Below are 24620 nucleotides of genomic sequence, written 5' to 3' on the forward strand. Positions count from 1 at the left end.
TTCAGCTTTGCTTTTTCTTATTTTCATTTGTACGGCGCTAGCTGCAATTGCCCTCATGCTCACTTGCTTAACTTCTTGGCAACTGCTGATGCTGCGTCGTTCGTTGTGCCCTAAGTGTATAGCAGGCTCAAAACGCTCAGCTAGAGCAACATCCGGCAATTAGTGAAAAAAGCTGCGAAAACACAGGTGAACGAATTGCACCTCTATGCATTTTTCAGCTTTTCACAGGCTGTCTACTAACGCTGCAAAGTGAAAAAAACATAGAGAAAAAGCCGCTTTTCCCGGTGTGAACAGGAAAACGGCTTTTTTATAATAACTTGGCCTATGTCGAGATTTGAAGAATCTTGACGCCATATGGTTCGATCGTTACTGCTCCAGATAAGCGTTCACTGGTCAGCAAATCGGTGTATCCCCCTTCTCCCAGCTCAAGCTTGGATTCAAAAGGATTATGATTCAGCACGAAGGTGTAAGCTTCTTCCCCTTTATGACGCTGCGCAAGCTCGACTCCAGAGGATGCGAGAAGCGGCGCTTTGATGCCCAGCTTCTCGCATAGCGTCTGCACCAGCCCACTGAGCAGCTTCTGGTCAGGAACCGTCGCCACATAATAGGCTTCGCCTTTCCCATAGCGATTGACGGTTAGCGCTGGCATTCCTGCATAAAAATCAGAGCCATAGCTGCCTATCGCCTCGGCACCTTCTAAATGAAGCAAATCGCATAGCAGCTCACACTCATAGGAGCCCCCTGCTATATGTCCAAAACGCTCGCCCACTTCGACAGTATTGCGCATGTCTGGCGTCAAGCTGTCGATTTCTTCGACCCATACGCCAAGCAGCTTTCTTAAGGCGCCCGGATAGCCGCCCAGCGTGACCAGATCATTTTCATTGACGATACCGCTGAAAAAGGTCGTTATAAACGTGCCGCCGGCCTGCACGAACGCTTCGATGCGCTCGGCTACGCCTGGCTTCAGCATATACATGACGGGAGCGACGACGATCTTGTACTTGGAGAAGTCGCTGACCGGGCTGATGACGTCCATTTGAATGTTTTGGTCATAGAAAGCTTTATAATAGCGCTGCGCCTGATCCAAATAGTTCAAGTCCACGCTTGGACCGCTCGTGATCTCAACCGCATTCCAGTTGTCAATATCAAACAGCAGCGCGGCTTCCGCATGTACCGTTGCATCCAGCAGCTTGTCGCCCAGCGCCTCAAGCTCGCGCCCAAGCTGCGCGCACTCACGGAATACGCGCGTATGCTCATGTCCGACATGCTCGATTAGCGCGCCATGATATTTCTCGCAAGCGCCGATCGAACGGCGCAGCTGGAAGAACATCACCGTGTCGGCGCCATGCGCCACCGCCTGATAGCTCCACAGCCGCATGACACCTGGACGCTTGAGGCTGTTGTAAGGCTGCCAGTTTTGCTGGCTTGGCGTCTGCTCCATCAGCATGAACGGCTTGCCCTGCTTCAGGCCCCGCATATAATCATGGCGCATCGCCACATTGCCCATCGGCTCATTCATTTGCGGATAGCTGTCCCAGGACACGACATCCATCGCATCGCCCCATTTTTGCAAATCAAGGCCGTTAAACAGCCCCCAAATATTCGTCGTAATCGGCAAATCCGGGGTAATTCTCCTCAGTTCTTCATACTCCCCTTTGTAGCAGTCAAGCATGGAATCGGACATAAAACGTTTATAATCGAGCGCCATCGGCTGAAAATTGCGGTTGTCGCCGTTTAGATTGTTCGGCGGCACAATATCTTCCCAGTCATACACCGTATGGCCCCAGAAGCTCATGTTCCACTCTGCGTTCAAGCGTTCAATTGTCCCGAACTTCGCCTGCAGCCAGACACGGAAAGCTTCCGCGCAATGATTGCAATAGCAATGTGTGCCATACTCATTGTTAATATGCCAAATGAGCAGCGCGGGATGCTCTTTATAGCGCTCGGCTAGCTTCGCCGCAAGAGCACGGGAGAAACGGCGGTACGTTTTGCTGTTCGGACAAAAATTAGTACGTGAGCCATGCGTCCGCTTCCGTCCATCTACATCAACAGGCAAAATATCCTCATACTTGCGCGACATCCAAGCAGGCTGAGCAGCCGTCGAGGTGGCAAGGCAGGCGTAAATCCCATTTTCAGCAATGAGATCCAGCAGCTTATCCAGCCATTCAAAGTGATATACGTCCTCGGAAGGCTGCAGCTTCGCCCAGCTAAATACCGGAAGCGTTACGACATTAATGCCCGCCTCCTTAAATAAACGCATATCCTCCTGCCAAATCTCCTCCGGCCATTGATCAGGATTATAGTCACCGCCATACCATATTTTTGGAAGCTTGGAATGAATCATTTTTTCACTTTCCCTTCGACTTATCCATATTGCACTGCGAATTCGAGGAAAAGTCTAAAGGAAAGCAATAGGTTTGTCATCTGAACGTATTGGTTTTGCCAAAAAGTTCACTCCAGTTCGGTTTGTTCACAGCGTTCAAAGCAAGAGCGTTCAATTTTATGCATAGAATACATTGTACGGTTGGCAGAGTGAAGTTTATAATATGAACATAAGATGTGCCAGAGCTCAGGTGAACAAACTGACATATACGCATATACAAGCAAACGTTAGCCAAATCACTTAGAAACTAAAAAAACGTAAGCGCTTACTAAAAAGAGGAGGGACAGCTATGAAAGTCACCGCATGGAAAAATAACGGGAAGCTCTACAGCAGGTTTCTGCTCAGCATTACATTATGTATCGTATTGACACTGCTCATCTCGTCCTTCTTCTATTATCTTGCTTATACACGGCTGGATCTGAAGCAAGCCTATTTATCTGATGTCAGCAGTCTGACCCAGACCAGCCAGGAAGTGAACAGCATGACGGAGAGCGCCCAGTCGCTCACCTTCCAGCTGTATCGGACGTTTACGATTTCCAAGCTGCTTTTTTATACGAAGCCTAATATTTATGATGTGACGGCAGCCATGAATGATTTGACCAACTACTTGAGCTCCATGCCGTTTATTGAGTCGATTTATGTATACAATTCAGCAAACAATCAATTTTACATTGCCAATCGTTCCGGGCAAAGCGGGATTTTTACCAAGGAGGAAATTTCCGATAAGGGCATTTTGCAGACGTTAGACGATTACCAGACGTATAAGCCATTTACTCCGATTCCCCGTTCCTATATTCCGGAGGATACGGACAGCCCATTATTGCCTGGCCAGCCTTCTCCCGTACATCATGTATATACTTATTTAGGCTACGATGCGGTCGGCAAAAGCCAAACGATAAACTCGGCGGTCATCGTCAATATTTCATCGTCTTGGATCAATAAAGATATTGGAACCGTGGCAAGCGAATCACTCGGTAAATCCTTTATTATCGATGATCGCCAGCGCATGCTTTCGCGTGATACGCTTGCCCCTAAATCGCTGAGCAAGCAGGATAATGACATGCTTTCATCACAAATTTATGGACAGCAGCAGCCGGGCTATGTTGTGGCGCGATTTGACGGTCAAAAATCGCTCATTTCCTATACATCCTCGGATGCGCTCGAATGGCAATATGTTCGTGTCACGCCTTATGGCGAAATCACCGGAAAAGTAAGTGCCATTCGCAATACGACGCTTGCCATTGCGGCCGCCATTCTCGCCATCGGCCTGCTTATTTCCTGGCTGCTGTCACGTTTGCTCTACCGTCCGATTCATCATATTATGGACAAAATGAATATGCTTGAGACCGAACGGCGCAACAGCTCCTATACGGTTAGACAAAATATTTTACGCAATCTGCTGGAAGGCGCGCAGCAATTGCAGACCAAGACCCAGCTCGACAAGCTGGAGCAAAGCGGCATTACGTTTGATTTTACGAACCATTACCGCGTTGTATTAATTAAAATTGATGATTTGGAAGCGCTCAGGGAAACGCGAGGCAATGATTTGCTCGCTTATAAATTCGCGATTATGAACATTAGCTGGGAAATTGGGCTGAAGCATTACCGCGTCGAAACGGTGGATATGAACGAAGACAGCGTTGTGCTGATGCTGGGCCGCCTCGAATCGACGGAACAGCCTGATGATGAGCTGCTGCGGACGATGCTGCTGCAAATTCAGCAATCCAGCCTGGAATATTTGCGAATTGGCATTTCTATGACGTACAGCCCGGAGGCGCACCAGCCTCAGCAGCTTGCCTCTCTCTATAAACAGGTGAAGGAGGCTTCGCTTCACCGCTTATTTTATGGGCAGGGCTGCTTAATCTATTCGCAAAATATTATGGAGCTCAAAGCGAAGGAATATAAATTCCCCGTAGATAAGGAGAAGAAGCTGACCGATGCATTGATGGCTTCCAAAAATGTCGATGCGAAGCAGATTTTCGCCTCTATTGTAGAGGAAACGGCTGAATATCCGATTCACGTCGTGCAGCTCGCCATCTCGCATTTAACGATGACGGTCAATACGATTTTGTACACGATTCATAAAAATAACAGCCTCGAGGTCGAAACTGGGCTGAATACGAATACGCCTTCCCTCGATAAATTCGAGACGGTGGAGGAAATGAACGCCTTATTTTTCGCTTTATTTGATGATATTCAAGCAAGGCTGATGGAGAAGCGCACGCTCAAGCAAAGCGATCTCATTCGTAAAATCAATGAGCTGATTGAGCGCGACTTCGCGAGCTCCAATCTATGCTTGAATTGGATCGCCGAGGAGCTAGATATGTCCTCCATCTACATTAGCCGGGTTTACAAGCAGCAGACGCTGACCGCTGTCGTCGACGTCATTAATCAGGTGCGGCTCGAGCATGCTAAGGATTATTTGGAAAATACAGATTGGTCCGTCGTCGATATTGCAGACAAGAGCGGCTATACGAGCAGCTCCTATTTCCATCGCATGTTCAAGAAGAGCTTCGGCGTCACCCCCGCCGACTATCGCAAATCAAGACTCGCCCAGCATGGCTGATCAACATAGGTGAAAACTATAACCTTTATCTCCATTATATATTAGACCAATAATTAAAATTGTCCTATGATGGGTTGTATAGCGCCGAAGGGAGCGAGCAACTTGTCCATCTATGACTTTCAAGTAAAAACGATGACCGGCGAATGGCTGGATTGGTCAGCCTATCAGGGAAAGGTTGTGCTAATTGTTAATACGGCTAGTCAATGCGGTTATTCCAGCCAATTTGCCGCGCTGCAGCAGCTTTACGAAACTCATCACCACCAGGGATTTGAGATATTGGCTTTCCCCTGCAATCAATTTAACGACAAAGAACCAGGCAGCGACGCTGAAGTAAAAGCCTATTGCGAACAAAGCTTTGGCGTCACTTTCCCTCTGCTCAGCAAGTTGGATGTTCGCGGAGAAACCGCTCATCCTTTGTTTCACTATTTGGTGAGCGAAGCTCCATTTCGCGGTTTCGATACGCTAACCCCAAACGGCAAGTGGCTGGATCAATTTTTAAGTGAAAAATACCCTGAGCTCCACGCTGGAGACGGAATCAAGTGGAATTTTTCCAAGTTTCTCCTTGATCGCAGCGGCCAAGTGTCTGGCCGTTTTGAACCGACTGTGCAGCCACTGGAGCTTGAAGCAGCGATACGAGCACTGCTTTAAAAAAGAAAAAGCAAGGCGCCTAGCTCGTCCACCCGAGCTAAACGCCTTGCTTTTTCTTAACCCGTTCAGGCCTATCCGTCTATGTACCTTCGTTTTATTACTTTGGAATAAACTGATTAATCCAGCCGCCAAAGCTTTTCGGATTTCTCGTTTGAATCAAGACGACACCTTCGCCGCGGAATCGGCAGACAACGCCTTCGCCACTTGTAATGCTGGACAACCAGCCATTAGCAGCCTTCTCGATCCGGTAATCCATGTAATCAGGCCATGCAACCAGATGTCCGTTATCGATGATAACTTCCTCGCCCGCGGCCAGCTGCACCGCATGAATCGTTCCGTAGGAGGAAAGAAACACCGTTCCTTTACCGCTAATTTCAACAATAAAGAAGCCTTCGCCCGACAAGAAGCCTTTCGCCAGGTTTTGCATCTTCGTGTTAACCTCAATGCCAGGCGTTCCAGCCAAGAAACCGTCCTTCTGCACATACAGCTTGTACGATCCATCAAGCTCAATCGATTCAATATCGCCAATCGCTGCGGAAGCAAGCAGCGCTTCACCTGGCCCGCGCGTGGCAGACAGCTCTTGAAAGAAAAATTTCTCGCCGCTCAGCATTCGGCCAAGGCCGCGCATAATGCCGCCATCCAGCGTACCCTTCAGCTCAAGGTTTGGCGACATCGATACCATTGCACCCGACTCTGCTTTAATCGTCTCGCCGCGCTCCAACTGCACCTTCAATAATGGAAAAGCGCCGCGGTATAAAATTTCATGTCTCATTTCAATTTACTCCTCCGATCATTCGTACTGCCTCTGGGCGTAGGCGGCGTTGCCACCACGCTTTTAGAAAAGTGGCCCGCCCATCATCATACTGCTAAGAAAATTCAAGGAAGCACCGCGTAAGTTTAGTATGCTCCATTTTTTCTTCAATAGCTGACGCACGCGAAATAACCGTGATTTTATGGTGCCGACAGGAACCTGTGTTTCCTGGCTAATTTCGTCCAGCGACATATCGTAAAAATATCGCTTCACGACCAACTCGCGATCCTTATCGGACAAGCCCTTCATCACCTCGGACAGCTCTTCAGACAGCTCCTGCTCTAAATACACATGCTCCGGCCCTTTATCCAGGCTCGGCAGCGTTTCCTTGAGCGGCCATTGCGACATAAAATAATCCGGCTCCGCATCCAAAGAAACGCTGCGGCGCGTTTTGCGTTTTCTAAGCGTATCAATGCATAAGTTAATCGTAATTTGAAAAATCCAGGTCGTGAAGTTTTTGGAAGGGTCAAACTTATCGATATTCGTCAGCAGGCGAATAAACGTCTCTTGCAGGACATCTTCGCTTTCCTGACGGCTGCCAAGCATCCTATAAGCAGTTGAAAACAGCCTATCATAATAGACCTTTGTAATTTCCGCGAAAACCAACGGGTCCTTCTCTTTGATCCGAACCGCTAACTGGGAAGCATCCATAATTTCTCTCCAAACTTAAATAGGATAATAGACTTTAATATTGGCATTACCGAATTTTGGCGATGTCCTCGCTCGCCCTCTTATACGCCTTCACAAGCTCCTGAATTTGATTAAATTCACTGTCGCCTGGCCCAAGGCCATCCATAAACATTTTCTGAAGCACCGATTTGAAAAGGGTTGTCCGCTCCTCAATGAAGCTGCGCTCCAGCTCTAAAATTTCATCCAGCGTGTGGCTATTGATGAAATCATCCAGCTCGCTCCGCTCGGCGCGGCCGCCGCCCCCATCACCGCCATAACGCTCGCCCCTCAGCCTCTCTGGCTCCGGCATAGGCTCCTCTTCCTCGTAAGAATTCAGATTAACGGAGGAACGTATCGATGATAAAATAATATTTTCTTTCGCCAGCATAATTTGGAACGATTTGTTTTGAAACAAATCACTCATGACGCTGCGACATAAATCACGATTTTTTAGTAAGATGCCATCGAAGGGATGAATGGTCCAATTATCATTCGAATAAAATAAATTAAATATAAATTTCTCGCTGCCAAAAACGTATTCTACGTTTATTGTATGTTCATCCAGCATCTCAAATGAAAAATCCAACATTATCGTTCCCTCCATACGAGCAGCAGGCCCGAAATCTTCCGATAAGTCAATTTTACCAAATGATCCGCCAATACGCTAATATTATATAAATTTCGACTCTATTCTCTTAGCCAAGGTGAAACGGCTGTCGCCGTCCTTTGGCGGCGCGGCACGTTTCAGTCCGAGAAATATAGAGAAAGGATGGCGAAATCATATGCTTTCCTATATTTTAAACATAACCATCCTTATATTTCGCAAATATAACAATGGCCGCATCTTCTTAAATTACAGAAAATACGGCCCTGCCCACGCTTATAATTGGTTATGCTGCTCAATAATTGCCTCTACCCGTTCGCTGCTAGCAACGATAATCAACGTTACAATCAATAAGCCGAGCGTGCCTACTGCAATCAAAGACAACCATCCTCTCATTCCATCGCTTTTGTTAAGCCTATGAATGAGTGGCGCCATCTATGAGTATTGTTGCCTATGCTTTCCTATATTTTAAAATAGAACGAGCCTCCTGCTATTATTAGCTGAGCAGCCTGTCTATTTCGTTTCCACCAGCAGCTCCACTGGTAATGGCCGATTGCGGTTGTCCACCAGTCTCCAAGCCTAAACGCTTCGACATATTCTGGTTAATTTGCGCCAGCTTCTCCGTATGCGTTTTGCAGGTCGCGATAATGTCGCGGTTGGATTTCTCCGATGTATCGAGCGCTGTAATCAGATCGGCAATCGCCGTATTGACAGCCTCGAGCGACATCGCTGGCTTTTTGAGCAGCTCCGCTGACTTTTCCGTTGACGTTTTGAGCAGCTCTGCATTGCGCTTGAACTGGTCTTCAATCGTGCTGTTTACACTCTCTACTGCATTGGCGATTTTTAACTGATCCTCGATAGCGAGCGTAATCATCGCCGACACCGTAATTAGATTAGACGCTTTATAAATGCTGTTGTTGACCGCATCAATGAGCTTGTCGCTGTTGTCATTGACGATATCCGTCGCGGCAACCGCCTGATTGAACAGCAATATATCCTCGGTCATCGACTGGATGCGGGTGACGACTTTACGCAATCCGCGCTCCAGATACGTTTTGCGCTGCTCATTTTCCAGCTTGGCAATTTCTGTTTCGAATAACTCCTTGAGCTTGTTGCCCATGGCGATCTTCTCTTGCAGCGAATAAATTTCCTCAAGCGAGCTGCGCTTGAGCGTGCGCATATTTACAATGCTCTCTTCAAGGCCATCCTTGCCGTCACGCAGCCCTTGCACAATGGCATCAATATTCGTCCTTACGGACTGATATTTATAAACGTAATTTTTCACAGGCGACTTGCGTATCAGCTTGCCAATGAAGCCAACGTTTTTACTTTGCTGCAAAGATTCGCATTCATTACGCAGCGACAAAATCAGATTCGATACTTGGCTTGACCCGCCCGACATAAGGGTGGCAACCGGACGCTCCAGCTGCTTCAGCGTTGCTCCTGCGCGTTCCTGCGTCTTGGCGCCCAGCTTACCCATCTCGTCCATCAAGCCATCTAGCGACAGCGTATCGGCCTGTGCTACCTTCTGAATAATAACGGCCGCTTCCTGGACGGCCTTCTGCTCGTCTTCTTTTTTCAATTGAATCGTTTGTATGGACACTTAAGTTCCCTCCCCACGGATTTTCAATCTGACACGCCATTAAAACTCCGAGTAGTTATAGCGTTTGTGAATGACCTCCGCCTTGGTTTGCAGCTCCATCAAATCCTTGTGTTCAATCGTTGCAACAATTTCCGAAATTTTTGTATTAATATCCCGCAAACCATTTAACAAAATTCTGCGGTTCTTCGTCTTGGCGTCGCCGCTCAGCCTTAAGAAAGGATTAATGACGCTGTTTAGCTCCTTGAGCACAAGCCGTCTGACCGTATGATTAATTTCATCATTATTCAGTTCAGACAGTAGCGGCAATACCCGATGCAAACGCAGAAAAAGCGAGCAGGATTTCTCTACAATTTCATTGTCCAGCGTATTTTTCTGCCCTTCGGAGATCACCATATCCTCCAGCACTTCCAAATACTCCAGCACCGGCTCAAATATGGGACTAATCGCTTGTGAAGCTGCCCCGCCTCCGCTAGAGGCAGAGGGCTGCACGGCTGCTTCTGGCAGCTGCCCAGGCTCGGAAGGAGCACGGCCCGGAGACGGAATCGCATCGATAATATTGGTTTTGCGCAGCAGCCGCTTCTCATCGAGCACCACACCCGCGAGCGTAGCTGCGACTGGGATAAGCACCGTTATAAATTCTGGCAGCAGCCAGCTTGTTGCAGCGGCAATGATAAGTCCGATTGCCGCTCCGATAATCGAGCGTTTTTGAATCACTCTCTCACCCTCCAACCTGCTGTGCCACTCGCTTCTATTCGAATGCTGTCATTCGCATCGGCTGCTCAACATGGCTGGCAAGCACGCCATACTCAGGCGTCAGCTTGCCCACCGTTCCACCTAGCGCCAGCTTGACCGCCAAATAAGGAAAGTTGATGCCGCTCAGACAGGAAACATGGAGACCGCCAGACATCCGCGGATTAATCTCCAGAAGCTTGGGCACTCCATTTTTGTATTTCATCTGTATATTATAATTGTAAGGGATTTTGTACGTTTCTGAAACCCTCTGGGCAATTTCCATTAATTCCGGCACATGATCCAGCAGGCGCAGACGTCCGCCCGCTTTACGGCGCGGAACTGCAGCAAGCAGCTCGCCATTTGGCGCAGCTAGGCAATCAATACTGTATTCAAACCCGTCAAGCAGCTCCATTACCATTAAATCGCCAAACTGCGGAACAGTCGATAAGGTGTGGTACACCTCTTCAAACGACAGCGCGCGTGAAACCGAGCCGAACAAATCCGCCAGCTTGTCGCGCTCATTGTCAATGATGCGAAAGCCTTGTCCGCCTTCGCCATCCGTTGGCTTAAAGCAAACGCGATGCCCTTTTGAAGCCAAATCGTCGTAGGCTGTCTTAAACTGCTCTGCCGTTGAAACGACATGATAATCGGGAATGACCATAATGCCGCTTTCGCTCACCGATTCATAAAACTGATCCTTGACCATCAGCTTGCCGAGCAGCTCCTCATCTTGACAAACGACAACTTTAACGCCTATTTCATCAAAACGCTTGATGCTCTTCACAATATCCAGCATATTCAGCCTTGGAACGAACACATCTATTTTGTGCCTCAAACAGAATTCAATGCAAAAATCAACGTAAGCCTCGCCTTTGACAGAAGGCTCAACCTCCGCCACATCGCAAGCTTGCAGCGACATATGCTTCGGATCGGCATGCGTGCCGTACAGCTCAAAGGCTGCACCATCACTATTATTGCGAATCGCATTCATATAATGATAAGCGACTGAAAACCAGCGGTTGAACCATACTTTTGTTACGTTGCTCATACGTTTGCCTTCCTTTCAAATGCCGCTGCTGTCTTAAACTCAGCCATGACGGTCGATACAAAGTCCAAAATTTGCTGCGAAGCCATAATGCCCGAATTCGTTGTAAAGGTGTAAGCCATGTTTCCCGGCTCACGCTGCTCTTGGCGAAACAGCTCGCCGTGTCTTGGAGCAATGGCATGACTTGCCGCATCAAGCAGACACTGGTCGAGCAAGGAATCACCGGAGGCAGCAACGACCGTCGCGCCAAGCTGCTGCTTCAAATGCAAGAGCGCCGCGCTTTTGCTCACCTCATTTGGCACGAGATAAATTTTGCGTCCTTGAACCGATACTTTCCAGCCTAGCGCCGTAATTCGTTCCACAGCAAGGCTAACCTGCTCTACTGGCATCCGCTCCCGATCAATGACGTAGGCGTAAAAAAGCTCGTCGCAATAACGCGCGCCGTGAATCCAGTCGCTACTGGCCACCTCATCGAAAATCGCTTGAATTTCCGCGGCTGGAGCCGCGCTAGCCGCAATAAGCTTTTGGATATGCATGCTCCATGCTTCGTCACGCACCCCATTTACCAAAATATTGCCGCCATTGCTTGTGACCGCATACGTTGGCGCTATATGCTCGCGGAACAGCTCAATCCGGTTGTACTGCTCCATCGTCCGGGTCGTCACCGGTATAAAATGAACCTCCCTCGCAATAGCTTGCAGCAGCGGAAGCATTTCCGTCAAAAAATACGACAGCACTTGACCATCTTTCGTTTCTGCGGGCATCACAAGCCCTGAGCCCTCCGCACCATCCAGCCCCATCGATCTCGTGGAATAAATGAGCGTCTGATCAAGATCACTGGCGAAAATCATACAGCTTCCTCCTCGGCGGAAGCAGCAATATCCGCCTTTTTATTTTTCGGTTTAATAATGCCGCAGCAGGAATAAGTCAATTCGGGAAATACTTCTACCGGAACACCGCGATCGCTTGCCAGCAGCAAAATATGCTGGAGCCCCGGGTTGTCCAGACGATCAACGAGAATTTTCCAAGGCACCCGGCGCAGCAGCACCCGTGTCGTCTCCCCCACGCCCGGCTTGACTAAATTAATATCCTCGATGCCGTAAAGCTTCTGAATAGCCTTAATATCTTTCAGTCCCTGCCAGGTTGCCACTGCCTTCTCATCCATCAGCTTTACAGCTTCCTGCTTTGCCTGCTGCGATATTTGGCTGAAATAGGCGGATACCGTATCGATAAAATGATTCGATAGGTCATCCTTCATCCATTCCTTATAAAACTTCGCTCCGTGAAAATCATCCGGCCCAATAATATCGCCCCGCAATACCGTGCGGCTCATCAGCCCAGACACGGTAGAATTAAGGCAAGCACTCGGAATGAGGAAATCCTCGCGGGTACCGAATATACTTGAGCTGCAGGCAGGATCGGCAAGTACTGCCAGCTCCGCATCCAGCTCGATCCCATACTTCTGTTTAAAGGTTCGGCAGGCTTCAATCAGCACCTGTGTAATCGCTCCTTTACCCGTCCAGCCGTCGACGAATTGAAGCTTCGCTTCGGGCCCATGCTGCTGCAAAATGTAGAGCAGCGCATTTTCATCAATGCCCTTGCCACGGATAATAGAGATGCTGTAATGCGGCACATCGAGCCCGCACGTCTCTGCTATGTAGCGCTTCATAAGAATGCCAATTGGCGTGCCCGCTCTCGCTAAAGAAACAAGTACCGTGTGCTTGCCGCTGCGCGCTACTACCTGTTCGGCAACGATGCCAGCAGCAAGTGCTACCCGCTGCGCAGACTCCGTCAATGTCTGGTGAAACAACCGAATGTATTCCGGTGTTGGCTGATATTCGACGGGCAGCATTTCCGAATAATGCACGCCGGATTGGATCGCTTCCTCACGATCCTCCGTACCCCGCTCCAGCTGCACATCGCTCAAATCCTTCAATAGAAAAACGACGTCAGAAGGCTTATAACTGCCAAGTGGCTTCGGAGCTCCAATCGGTTTTTGCAACCGTTGTTCAAGCAAGCTTCTGCTCATGCCATTTCCTCCTTGTGACTGCCCTTTGATGGACCGCAAATAATGACGTTGATTTGCCCAAATCCGCATGTATGCAGCGCCGACAGTAAAGGAGCAAAACGTTCCTCTGACCAATCGCGCTCTGCAAAAATAAAACAATCGTCGTATTGCGAGACACCGACATTATAAAAAAAGTTCCGCACCTGCTCATCTTCCGGTGATGGAAACGCTTGTCCCGACTTAATCGCATAATCAGGCTTGTCAATCGGATGAACCGGGCTTCTCGTCGTTGAATGGAAAAATACACCTTGCCCCAGCTCCGCCGCTATTCGCATCGGTATATACATAAACTCGCCCGTACCCAGACATAATGTGCGCTCGCCCACCCGCATGCTTCTTAGCTGAGCCCCAGTCTCTGCAATGCTTGCATCAAGCGTTCCATTATCGCTAGACTGAATGCCGAAGCGTCCCGTTCCTGCCACATAAGGCGAGGCATTCACCACTCCCGCTGAATCAACCGAGCTGTAGGACGCAAGCTCGAACAGCTCGTCCAAATACACTTTATTCAGGCGACCGCTTGCTGGCGTCTCAGCCTGCGTCTGCGCACTGGCCGCTACCTGCTCGGGTGAGCTTCCTTTCGCCTCGATAGCGCCCTTCATTAGCGACAATACTTCAATCGATACGCCAAGCTCCTGTGCGGCTTCCACAAAACGCTGCTCATCCGCTTCTGTTCTCCAATCGAGCAGTGACGCTACTATATATTGTTGACGGGGAAATTGCCTTTGGATATCCCGTATTATATTCAAGGCTGTTTTACCAGTCGTGAGCTCATCATCGACGAGAACGATCGGCTCGTTACCGTTAAAAAAGGCAGCATCCAAGGCGTAGCAGCGATGTGCCACCGCGTGGGAATGCTCCTCTTCAAAGCTAATGAGCGATTCCATCGCCGGAATCTGCTCCCTGGTCGTGTGAAGATAAGTACAATCCGCACCGAACACGCGAAACATGCTGTGACCAAGCGCAGTTGCTGTTTCAGCAAAACCGATGAACAGCGCCTGTTCAGGCAGCTTAAGCTTTGCGTCAATCACTTGATGATAAACCTGCTCAGACCGCTCCGGTCTAGTCAAACCTTCGATGGCAGCATCAAGCAGTTCATTAGCCAAAATATGCTGCTGCTCATCCTGGGCGTACCTTTTATAAAGCAGCAGAGACAAAGCCGCGCCGCTTAGCAGCGAAGTATAAGGATTAACAGGCAGATGCTTGCCCAGCACTTTGCTGACAAACAGAAAGGCCCGCTTCTTGTTCATCCGCGCTGCCATAGCAAACAGCGTATCCGGCGATAATCCGAATGGGTTTGCTGTCACCGTTACCGTAACCTTAAGATCATCTACAATGTTATACGTATGCTTGCTCCTGGCTTGCGAGTAAGGCGATAAAATGTTGTTCTTCATGCAGCACCCCGTATATTTTTGATCTTGCAATGACTCGATTAGCCCAATTCATATGGGGTTTCACTTCATTCATTTTATTGGCATAATCGCTCTTGAGTACGCCGATATAGCCATTATGGCTAGCAATAATGCTTTGCGCATCAATATATTCCTCATACGTAACTGCATAGAGGGATTGCACCGGCCGAATATGCGACGGGTGAATAATGGTTTTGCCAATAATGCCGTTTTCCTTGTCCATCATGACCTCACGCAGCAAACCATCCGTTTCCGGTGCCGCCGAATGCCGTAAAGGCCAACGCTCGCCTCTTCCAGACAGCTGCTCCGGCTGCAAAGGAAACAGCGAAGGAACAGGCGCCTGCTTGCTGCTTGAGAAATATTCCCATACCGGTCCCGAGATAACATAAGAGGAATCCATTCGTCCAAATATATTGATAATATCCGCCATACAATCGCGAACAGGCAAAATATCGTATATCGTCATCGTTTTGCTGCGACGCAGCCCAAACAAGCTGGAGAAGTCTGTTGCTCCAATACGGACGTTGAGTACATAACGCTGATAACGATCCAGAAGCTGCTTAATCGCCAGCAATTCCTCCATGCGAGACTCTCGATAAATAATAGCAGGCGTCTCTAGTATAGGCAGCCCATAAAGCACGGGTGCCCCCTCGCTCTGCTGAGAGTTAAAATCCGCAATTTGACTAAAATAAGCTTCACCGTTTGCTGCCGTAAATTTAGGAAAAATAAAGCCGGTAATCAGGCTAATCTTTTCTTCCAGCCGCTCGATAATGCGGGCAAGCTGCTGCGCGCTGCGAATGCGAATGAACAGGAGAGGAAGATGATCACGCGATAACGAGCCTATTTTCAAAAATGAGGATAACCGGAAAATCTGCTGCAGCAGAGATTCCTCTGCCATTTCCACCAAATGGTCGCCAACCGCATCCTCCAGGTCAATGACCATCGTCGTCAAACCTTCATGCTTGCGGTTTAAAATATCTTCGGAAATCGTTTGGCGGGTAGCCGGACAATACAAAGCAGCTCCGACGGCATAAGCGAGAAGCTCCCGCTCCGTCGTATGATCGAATGGGGTAGGTGCCGAGAAGAAAACCGCTTCTTCTTCCTCCCAGGTAAAATAATCAAAGTATCGCATTCCGGTTTCCTCCTGATTCATTCCAGTAATCGACACTGTTCCAATTACTCGGCCCCGATCGCCAAATACGCGATCTACTCATAAAAAAAATAATCCCCCCTTTAACCAGGAGGGATTAAGGGATCATTACCCGCATAAACCGCTATTTAAACATGGTCTAGTTGCTGTTTGAAGTACCCTTCTTTTGTCTCATCAGGCTTAGTACGATTGTACCCCCAAACAGAATACCAATTAGGGCGAAGAAGTAGAGATGAGGGATTTCGATATGGAAGGCCCCCAAAATCATCTTAACTGCGATTAACGCAATGAGGAAAAATGCCGTTTTTTCCAGCTCAGGAATTTTCTCAATCAGCTTGAGGAATACTTGGGCCACGCCGCGCATCATCAGAACGCCAAGAATACCGCCAAGGAACAATACCCATACTTCCTTGCTGACGCCAAATGCCGCGATAACGCTATCGATACTGAATGCAATATCCATTAATTCTACAGCGATAACCGTTCTCCAGAACGATTGCCCTTTGTTTTCAACACTGTCTTCGCCGCCGCCCTTGAACAATCCTTTATAAGCGATGTACAAGAGATAAGCTGCGCCTAGGAATTTGACGGCTGTGAACGTAACCAAATACGTACCAAAGCCAATCGCCAGAAACCTGAAAATATAAGCGCCCAAAATACCGTAAAACAAAGCTCTCTTCTGCTGTTCCTTCGGTAAATGCTTAACCATAACCGCAAGCACGAGCGCATTATCGGCGGACAAAAGTCCTTCCAATATAATCAGTGTTCCAATAATTCCCCAGCTGACAGGGTCGGAGAGGGTAGTTACTACTGCATTCCAATCAAAGAAATGCCCGTAGTTCTCCACTATGCTTTTGAAAAAATTCGATAGCCAGTCCACTTCATTCTAACCTCCATTTTATTTGCTTCCTGCAACCCAGCTGAGACCCCAATCGAAAGCACTATCAAGCTTCCGATGTCCTTCAAAATACCGAACAATCCGCTCAATGCTGAACGTTTCATTGTTCACATTCGTAATCATCGCAATGGCACACATCGCCTGTCCATTATCGTATTCATCCAGCTTAACGATAATATCCGGGCCGCCTTGCTGGCTAAGCGTGACGACTCCGTCAGCCTCAGACCAGCGCGTCACCCCTTTGTAAATAAAGGTGAAAATGAGCAAGCGTTTGATTTCCTTAATTTTCTCTCCGTTAATCCGGATATTTTCACCCGTCGTTACTGAGCCTGTCCGATCATCGCCATCCAGCATGACGTATGGCGCTCTGTTCAGGGAACCGAAGCTGTTGCCAAGCGCCTGAATCACGCCCTTGCTGCCATCTTTCAACTCATACATGCAAGCGAGGTCAAGATCAATGCCCGTACGTTTGAACAATCCGCTGCCGGCCTTTTGGTTCCAATTGAGGTTTACCAAAATTTCACCCAAACCGCCGCTTTGCTTCGTCAGATTAATGACGTCGCCCTTCTTTTTCAGCTCAATTTTAGAAAAATTGATTTTCGTCGCTTCTGAAGTCGGCTGCTGCGAAGCAGCAGGAGCAGATGGTGCAGGGGCAGGCGTAGAGCCAGGCCTTGGTGGAATAACGATACGCGAGCCTTGCGTCTCCTGTGGCTTAGGAGGCGCTGGCGGAATAAGCGGATTTCGTGGTGCAGAAGACGTCTGCGGTGCAGGTGGTACTGGCGGCGCAGGAGGAGGAGTTGGCGCAGCAGGAGCTTTGGGCTCTTCCTTTACCTCAATGCCATAGCTTCCGCATAAGTCTTTCAGTCCGCCGGAATATCCGGCCCCTATCGCATTAAATTTCCACTCCTGATTGTACCTGTATAGCTCACCGATGACAATTGCATTTTCCACCGAAAACGGCTCACGCAGGTCATAACGAATAATCTCCTGGCCCGTACTTTCATTCAGGAAGCGTATGTATAGGCCGGCTACTCCGCTAAACTGCTGATTCCGTTTATCGCCATCGTAAATCGTCAACGTAATTGCAATTTTCTCAATCGCAGCATCGGTACGGGAAAGATCGATCTTGAACTGCTTGCGGTCATTGCCACCCGGCGATTCGACATACGATAAAAAAGCATTTGATGGATTGCCGTAAAACAGCAAATCATTGTCGCTTCGCACCTTTCCGCCTGCAGCTAGCAAAAACGCGGAAGTATCGATTTCGAAGGAGGAAGGGGCTGACCATCCCAGGGCAGCCGTAATCCGGGTCAAACCCGGATTAGACTTGGTTACATCAGCTTTCTGCCCCTTTACGAGCGCTACCGTCATACCTCTAGGCCGTAATTACGGCAAAGATCGGCTAGACCGCCAGCGAAGCCACTTCCAATCGCCTGGAATTTCCAATCGTTCTCATGGCGGTAAAATTCGCAGAATACAACTGCCGTTTCCGTCGAAAATTCTTCACCAAGGTCAAAACGAAGCACTTCATTGTTATTCGCCTCATTAACTACTCGTACGAAAGCGCTGCTCACTTGACCGAAGTTTTGTTGGCGCACAGGAGCATCATGAATCGTAACTGTAATGCCGATACGCACGATATGTGCTGGAACTTTGCTGAAGTCGATAACGACTTGCTCATCGTCCCCTTCACCTTCGCCAGTACGGTTGTCGCCAGTATGCAGCACAGCCCCGCCGTATGTTTCTCTATTATTGTAGAAAATAAAATCTTCGGCTCCCTTGGCCTTTCCATCAGCATGGAGCAAAAATGCAGAAGCGTCAAGGTCAAATTCGCTGCCGCCTGCATATTTATTCGTATCCCAGCCCAGACCGACAACTACTTTGGTCAATCCTGGATTTGTTTTTGTGAGATCAATACGTTGGCCTTTAGACAAGTTAATAGACATATGATTTCCCCGCTTTCTAGAAGAGTTAAGTGATAGAGGTTGGAACGTTAGAAAAAAGCTGTAAAGGGGCTTGCCCTCCCCTCCCGCCACATTGCACGCGAGAAAAGAGGACCTGCCCCTGCTTGTATGCTCTTAAAGGTTAGTTCAAGCCGAAGTCGCGAGCCAGACCGCCCAAGCCGTCTTTATAGCCGCTGCCGACTGCGCTGAATTTCCATTCGCCGCTGTGACGATACAGTTCGCCTACAACAACGCCCGTTTCGATGGAGAAATCTTCACCCAAATCGAATTTGATCAGTTCTTCACTGCTAGCTTCGTTCACAATGCGGATGTACGCATTGGAAACTTGACCAAAGTTCTGGTTGCGCGTCTCTGCATCGTAGATCGTAATAGCGAAAGCTATTTTTTCTACATTTGCAGGCACAGCTGCCAGTTCGACTTTGATTTGCTCATCGTCTCCGTCGCCTTCGCCGGTACGATTGTCGCCTGTATGTACGACGGAACCGTTCTCATTGGATGTATTGTTGTAGAATACGAAGTTTTTCTCGCCTTCTACTTTACCCGAAGCTGCCAAGAGGAATACCGATACGTCGAGGTCAAATTGGCCTCCACCGTCATATTTGTTTGTATCCCAGCCTAGGCCTACCAAAATTTTGGAAAGTCCTGGGTTTGTTTTCGTCAAGTCTACTTTTTGACCTTTGGATAAGTTAATTGCCATTGTCAAAGACCTCTTTTCATTTATATGGGATGGGTATTACTTGTATCGCGCCGCCAAAATATCAATATGTGGCGCTTGAGCTCCTTCACCGATGGCATTGAATTTCCATTCGCCATTGTGACGGTAAAGCTCACCTGTAATCAGAGCGGTCATGCCGGAATAATTATCCGTCAAATTAAACTTTACCAGCTCTTGCATATTATTTGCATTTAAGACCCGGATATAAGCCGAGCGGATCATGCCGAAATCCTGCTTTCTTGCTTCAGCTTCATAAATGTTGACAACGACTAGAATTTTCTCCACATCGGCTGGCACTTTCGCCAAATCGATGCCGATTTGCTCGTCATCACCATCGCCTTCACCCGTGATATTATCACCCGAGTGAATGACCGAGTTGCAGGCACTTTGCTTATTATAGAAGCAGATGAGGCTTTCGCGGCTTGCCAGCTTTCCATTAGCATTCAGCATCAGTGCCGAAGCATCACAGTCAATGTTAGCCGCCTGCTTCCGTCCCATTCCGAAAAAGCTTTTCTTCTCTTCCACCGCTGGGTCCCAGCCAAGACCAACCATAAGCTTGGTAAGACCGGAGGTTCCTTTGGTCAAATCGATCTTCTGTCCCTTAACCAGATTAATACTCATGTTCGAGGTCACCTCCTTCCCACATCAGGCGAAGCAGCTTCGTCATCTGTGGCTTTCGTTTTCATTCTACCTTTTCTACGGATGTAGTGCCCAACAAGTTTCAGAGAATTTTAGCGAATCGTATAAAGATTTTATTAAGGGAAGAATAGGCTGGATTAACCTGTCATTTATTTAGAATAATTGTTTGGCTTTGGCTTCCTTAAGCCATGTTGGGAATTCAACAAGCAGGCTGTCATACAAATCGTCGTCGGAAATTTTATCGAGGTTTTTCACCTTGAGGAAATTCGCGTTGTCGATATAACGGCCATCCAGGTTGTCCAGCTCGTCTAGGAAATAGAAGCGCTCATTGCCAATGCCGACAAACTGGAAGAAGATCCCCAGGCGTGACAAGCCGCGAATCAGCTCGCGCGTCTCCTCTTTGTCAGAGTTGTCCCCATCTGTGAAAAACAGGACATACACGGGCGGATCATTTTTAACTTTGGATGCATCTATTTCATATTCCGTCCGGCTGCCCAAGCCGAGAAAACCACCCTTGCGAGTAAGCTTCAGCGCCCCTGGATAATAAAAGTCCGCGATCTGCTTCATGACGCCCGCATATTGCGTGCCCATCTCAAGCTTGTGCTTGCTCGTAATTTCCCGCTCTACAAATTGATAAAAATTCGCTTGATATATTTCCCCAATTTCATGGTTGCTCAGTCCGAATGCGAATACATCCGCCGCACCGTTATCATCAAAATTCATCGCAAGCGCAAGCGCGCGCTCCGCCGTTTTTTGAATAATGCCGCTTCTGTACAAATTAGTCATTGAGCCGGAAATATCGAACACGGCTGCTACTCGGGCAACCTGCCCATTCAGCCCCCGCTTAGTTAAGGAAATCGTTGCTTTCTTCTTCAAATCAATTAAATGGTCTTCCGCTTGCTTCCTTAGATCAATACTCAAAGAGATCCCTCCTTAGCTTGATACTATTAACTATATCAAATCTAATATAAAATGACAAAAATCCCATAGTCCATTGCTAGTTTTTTACTTTTTCCGCACAAAACACATACCTGCTATTCATACCCATTTTCCGAACGATTTAATCAGCTCAAGCGAATACTTTTCCCCGCGAATGGCGATACAGCTCTTCATAATAGCCATGCCGTCTCACCAGCTCTGCATGCGTGCCCTGCTCGGCAATTTCGCCCTTGCGCATGACAATAATGCGATCGGCCTTCATTACTGTAGAAAGGCGGTGGGCGATAATAATCGTCGTCCGCCCCTTCGATACGATCGCAAGCGCCTGCTCCAGCAGCTGCTCGCTGTACGAATCAAGATTCGCCGTCGCTTCGTCGAGAATGAGAATTTTGGGCTGAAATACGATAATTCGGGCAAAAGAAATCAACTGCCGCTCACCGGCGGACAAGCCGCTTCCCCGCTCGGACAGCCGCGTATTATAGCCATCGCTCATGCGCTGAATAATTGCATCCGCTCCAACCAGGCGGCATGCTTCGATAACCGTATCCTCATCAATATCTGTATCGAACAGCCGCACATTATCCAGCACACTGCCCGAATAAAGATACGGCTCCTGCTGCACGAGGCCAACGATGCGGTGCAGCTGCGCTTGCTCCATATCGCGTACGTCCGTGCCGTCGATTCGCACGCCGCCAGAGCGAACATCATAGAAACGGCAGAGCAGGCTGATCAGCGAGCTTTTACCTGCACCAGTCGTGCCGACGATGCCAATTCGCTCCCCTGCCCGGATACGCAGCGATAAGCCCTGAATGACAGGAGGCCGCTGCCCATAACCAAATACAACATGGTCAAATTCGATATCGCCACGTACGTGCGCTTTCGCAAGCGCATGCGGCTTCGCCTGGTTCTCCACCTCCGGCTTAAGCGCAAATATGCCCCAGATGCGGGTAACCGCAACCGTCGCCGATTGCAGCGTGTTCCACTGCTGCGTAATCGTATTAAGCGGCTGGAAAAACAGACGGATATACGTAATAAACGCGTAAAGCACGCCGAAATCCATTTGCTTGTTCAGCACCGCCATGCCGCCAAGCCACGTAACGAAAGCAATTGACAGATTGCTTAATATATCAAAGGAGCAGCGAAACCATACCTGCGTCTTCACTTCCTTCATATTAGCCCGAAAATAGTCTTCATTGCGCGCCGTAAACTCCCGCTGCTGCTCCTTCTCCTGATGAAAAACCTGAATCAGATTCATGCCTGCTAAATTTTCAGCAGTAAAAGCTATGAGCCGGGAGAGCTGCGTGCGCGCACGCTGATAGGTCCGGCGCATATAAGAACGAAAACCAATGGCGATGCCCGCGATAATCGGCAGCAGAAGCAAGCAGTAAAGCGCAAGCTGTGCATCCAGCTGGAACATCAAAAATATAATGAACACCAGCGTCATGCCATCGCGCAGCACACTCATAAGCACTTGGCTGAACAGCTGATTCAGCGATTCTGTATCGCTGGATACGTGGGTAATCAAGCTCCCGCTTGAGGTGCGGTCAAAATACGACATCGACAGCTTGGAAATATGCTCGAACAGCTGCTTGCGGACTTTCGCCACAATGCTTTGCCCTGTGTATTGCAGCATATTGTTCTGCAAATAAGTGAACAGCAGGCTCATTGCTGCTAAGCCCAGATACAAAGCTCCTATGCCGATAATGGCACGATACTCTCCCTTGCCCGCCATCAGATGATCATCAATTATCACTTTCACCAGATAAGGTTGGAGCAACTCTGCAGCTATAGCCAGCAGCGTACAGAAGAAGATCAGCGCAAAGCTCCATTTATGGGGTTTAGCAAAGGAAGACAGCGCCCGGAATGCCGACACATATTTTATATCCGGCTTCGGCTGGTTTTCGCCCGTTTGCCGCTCAGCCCTCTGGTCAGCCTCCCAATTGCGAATGGAATTAGCCATCTGCTTCCCCCTCTTCCTGAATCGCACACAGCGATGCGTATAAGCCCGGCTTCGCCGACAGCTCGGCATGGGTTCCCTGCTGCGCTATCGTCCCGCCCTTCATGACGATTATTTGATCGGCATGCTTGATCGCACTAATGCGATGGGCCACAATAATCGTCGTTTTTCCTTTGCGCATCCTGCGTACCGTATTCATAATTTCCGTCTCGGTTACAGCATCGACTGCGCTTACACTGTCATCCAAAATCATAAGCGGAGCCTGCTTAATGAAGCCTCTCGCAAGACTCGTTCGCTGGCGCTGTCCGCCTGACAGCGTCACGCCCCGTTCTCCGAGCTTCGTCTCGAACTGCTCGGGAAACGCCATTATATTTTCAAAAATTTGAGCCTGCTTTGCTGATTCCTCAACAGCGTCCATTTCTCGCCCCCGATCCGAAAAAGCAATATTATCGCGAATAGAGGTGCTGAATAGAAAACCATCCTGCGGCACATAGCCAATTTGGCTGCGCAGGCTCTCCAGCGTAATGTCGCGAATATCCGTCTCAGCAAAACGAATGGTGCCTCTCGGCGCCTCATAGGTGCGCAGGAGCAGCTTCATCAGCGTTGTCTTGCCGCTGCCTGTCGCCCCTACGATGCCAATCGTCATACCCGGACGAATATCCAGCCGAATATCCCGCAGCGCAGCTCCGCGAGCCCCCGGATAAGTAAAAGACAGTCCCTCAACATGAATGCTCTTGCCCTGCAAATCAAGCGAAGCGGCAGCCTTGCTTTCCTGAATGTCCGGCGTCTCTGACAGCAGCTCGTTCAGCCTCTCCAGTGAAGCGCGGGAACGCTGCATCGTATTAATAACGGTGCCAATCTGCTGAAGCGGGTTCATGAGCATCCGTATGTAAAGCGTCAATGCCACAAAATGCCCCAGCGACAGCTCGCCGTTCACCGTTAAGTAGCCGCCTAACGAAATTGCTATAATTAAAGATAACGCGCCGAGAAATGGAATGATTGCCTGAAAAATCGATGATACCCGGACCAGACGAAGCTGGTTGTCCTTGATTTGATCCACCGTTGTGAAAAAACGCTCATTCATGACCGATTCAACAGCAAACTTCTTGGTGACGCGTATGCCCCCGAACTGCTCCTCCGCTGATTCCGTCATCGTGGCGAGCGAGGCCTGCACCTTTTTGGAGCGCTGCATAATGACAGGACCGAATCTCGTTACAATGAACGGGATCAGCAGCAGCGGCACAATGGACGAGGCTAGCAAAAACAGCGGGATGCCGCTGTAAAGCATCATCGTCACGACGGCGAAAAACAGCGTCACCGCACTGGCCGTCTGATTGACGCCCATCGAGATCGACTCCCTCACTCCAGTGACGTCATTGACGACATAGCTCAGCAGCTTGCCGACGCCATTTTTCGAATAAAAACGTTCACTGAGTCCTGTAAAATGCATAAACAGCTTGCCGCGCGTCAATCGCTCAAAGCGTCTGCCAATGTACATGATGAGAAATTGCGCAGCGCAAGCCAGCACAACGTAGCTCGCGCCAATGGCGAGCAGCAGCAGGCTGTATTTTTGAATAAGCCCGCTTGATAAACCGTTATTTTGCAGCGCATCCGTAAACCTTCCCAGCACCTGCGGGAAGAACACCTGAATGATGCTGGATGCGACATGCAGCAGAACGGCAACCGCATATAAAGGCCAGCTTTGCTTTAGAAAATCGACTAAAATCCGCCCTTTTTTCATTCTGCACATCACTCCTTTGCCGACTAACTATTTACCACTATAGTATTCATTGTAACAGTTTATTCGCCGTTTGGGTCGA

Annotated in this window: 21 protein-coding genes; 2 read left to right on the top strand and 19 right to left on the bottom strand. The window is 48.8% G+C overall.

The window, feature by feature from the left end; all coding sequences use genetic code 11:
• Positions 1-322 precede the first annotated feature (322 nt).
• Positions 323-2344: a beta-galactosidase gene (locus tag AC50YG_RS21020; RefSeq protein WP_494829281.1), complete on the bottom strand. Its 2022-nt coding sequence runs from the start codon at positions 2342-2344 to the stop codon at positions 323-325.
• 328 nt (positions 2345-2672) lie between these two features.
• On the opposite strand from AC50YG_RS21020, the gene AC50YG_RS21025 reads away from it, so the two are divergent.
• Positions 2673-4949: a helix-turn-helix domain-containing protein gene (locus AC50YG_RS21025; RefSeq protein ID WP_494829283.1), complete on the top strand. Its 2277-nt coding sequence runs from the start codon at positions 2673-2675 to the stop codon at positions 4947-4949.
• Between the two features lie 102 nt (positions 4950-5051).
• The gene (locus AC50YG_RS21030; RefSeq protein WP_473762329.1) at positions 5052-5597 is read left to right on the top strand and encodes a glutathione peroxidase; all 546 of its coding nucleotides are present in this window, start codon (positions 5052-5054) and stop codon (positions 5595-5597) included.
• Positions 5598-5694: 97 nt separating this feature from the next.
• Here the strand turns inward: AC50YG_RS21030 and AC50YG_RS21035 are convergent, their stop codons facing one another.
• The 18 genes from AC50YG_RS21035 to AC50YG_RS21120 form a co-directional block, all read right to left on the bottom strand.
• Positions 5695-6369, bottom strand: coding sequence for a TIGR00266 family protein (locus AC50YG_RS21035; RefSeq protein WP_099516712.1), 675 nt, complete (start codon positions 6367-6369; stop codon positions 5695-5697).
• Positions 6370-6432: 63 nt separating this feature from the next.
• Positions 6433-7059 carry an RNA polymerase sigma factor gene (locus tag AC50YG_RS21040; RefSeq protein ID WP_473762330.1) on the bottom strand — a complete coding sequence of 209 codons (627 nt, stop codon included), beginning with the start codon at positions 7057-7059 and terminating at the stop codon, positions 6433-6435.
• A gap of 46 nt (positions 7060-7105) precedes the next feature.
• On the bottom strand, positions 7106-7666 hold the full coding sequence (locus AC50YG_RS21045; RefSeq protein WP_341281472.1) for a hypothetical protein: 561 nt from the start codon (positions 7664-7666) through the stop codon (positions 7106-7108).
• Positions 7667-8177: 511 nt separating this feature from the next.
• Positions 8178-9284, bottom strand: a complete 1107-nt coding sequence (locus tag AC50YG_RS21050) for a toxic anion resistance protein (RefSeq protein WP_494829286.1) — start codon at positions 9282-9284, stop codon at positions 8178-8180.
• A gap of 39 nt (positions 9285-9323) precedes the next feature.
• A complete protein-coding gene (locus AC50YG_RS21055; RefSeq protein ID WP_494829390.1) occupies positions 9324-9995 on the bottom strand; it encodes a hypothetical protein in 672 nt (223 codons plus the stop codon).
• Between the two features lie 37 nt (positions 9996-10032).
• Positions 10033-11064 carry an ATP-grasp domain-containing protein gene (locus AC50YG_RS21060; RefSeq protein WP_494829288.1) on the bottom strand — a complete coding sequence of 344 codons (1032 nt, stop codon included), beginning with the start codon at positions 11062-11064 and terminating at the stop codon, positions 10033-10035.
• Positions 11061-11912, bottom strand: a complete 852-nt coding sequence (locus tag AC50YG_RS21065; protein ID WP_494829290.1) for an HAD family hydrolase — start codon at positions 11910-11912, stop codon at positions 11061-11063. The genes AC50YG_RS21060 and AC50YG_RS21065 overlap by 4 nt, the downstream gene beginning before the upstream one ends.
• Entirely contained in the window at positions 11909-13090 is a 1182-nt protein-coding gene (locus tag AC50YG_RS21070; protein WP_494829292.1) for a cysteine protease StiP family protein, read from the bottom strand. The genes AC50YG_RS21065 and AC50YG_RS21070 overlap by 4 nt, the downstream gene beginning before the upstream one ends.
• Positions 13087-14520 (bottom strand): phosphoribosyltransferase family protein, encoded by a 1434-nt coding sequence (locus AC50YG_RS21075; protein ID WP_494829294.1) that lies wholly within the window; start codon positions 14518-14520, stop codon positions 13087-13089. The genes AC50YG_RS21070 and AC50YG_RS21075 overlap by 4 nt, the downstream gene beginning before the upstream one ends.
• Positions 14465-15670: an HpcH/HpaI aldolase/citrate lyase family protein gene (locus AC50YG_RS21080; protein ID WP_494829296.1), complete on the bottom strand. Its 1206-nt coding sequence runs from the start codon at positions 15668-15670 to the stop codon at positions 14465-14467. The genes AC50YG_RS21075 and AC50YG_RS21080 overlap by 56 nt, the downstream gene beginning before the upstream one ends.
• A gap of 157 nt (positions 15671-15827) precedes the next feature.
• Positions 15828-16568, bottom strand: coding sequence for a TerC family protein (locus AC50YG_RS21085; protein WP_473762339.1), 741 nt, complete (start codon positions 16566-16568; stop codon positions 15828-15830).
• Between the two features lie 18 nt (positions 16569-16586).
• A complete protein-coding gene (locus AC50YG_RS21090; RefSeq protein ID WP_494829298.1) occupies positions 16587-17957 on the bottom strand; it encodes a TerD family protein in 1371 nt (456 codons plus the stop codon).
• On the bottom strand, positions 17954-18532 hold the full coding sequence (locus AC50YG_RS21095) for a TerD family protein (protein ID WP_046228830.1): 579 nt from the start codon (positions 18530-18532) through the stop codon (positions 17954-17956). Before AC50YG_RS21095 ends, AC50YG_RS21090 begins: the two co-directional genes overlap by 4 nt.
• Before the next feature lie 139 nt (positions 18533-18671).
• Complete coding sequence (locus tag AC50YG_RS21100; RefSeq protein ID WP_341281461.1) at positions 18672-19247, bottom strand: TerD family protein; 576 nt, start codon at positions 19245-19247, stop codon at positions 18672-18674.
• A 36-nt stretch (positions 19248-19283) separates the two neighbouring features.
• A complete protein-coding gene (locus AC50YG_RS21105) occupies positions 19284-19886 on the bottom strand; it encodes a TerD family protein (protein ID WP_341281460.1) in 603 nt (200 codons plus the stop codon).
• A 171-nt stretch (positions 19887-20057) separates the two neighbouring features.
• Positions 20058-20825, bottom strand: coding sequence for a VWA domain-containing protein (locus AC50YG_RS21110; protein WP_341281459.1), 768 nt, complete (start codon positions 20823-20825; stop codon positions 20058-20060).
• 148 nt (positions 20826-20973) lie between these two features.
• Positions 20974-22803: an ABC transporter ATP-binding protein gene (locus AC50YG_RS21115; protein ID WP_494829301.1), complete on the bottom strand. Its 1830-nt coding sequence runs from the start codon at positions 22801-22803 to the stop codon at positions 20974-20976.
• On the bottom strand, positions 22796-24541 hold the full coding sequence (locus tag AC50YG_RS21120) for an ABC transporter ATP-binding protein (RefSeq protein ID WP_494829303.1): 1746 nt from the start codon (positions 24539-24541) through the stop codon (positions 22796-22798). Before AC50YG_RS21120 ends, AC50YG_RS21115 begins: the two co-directional genes overlap by 8 nt.
• Positions 24542-24620: the final 79 nt, after the last annotated feature.

The sequence above is a fragment of the Paenibacillus sp. J31R34 genome (assembly GCF_059383715.1).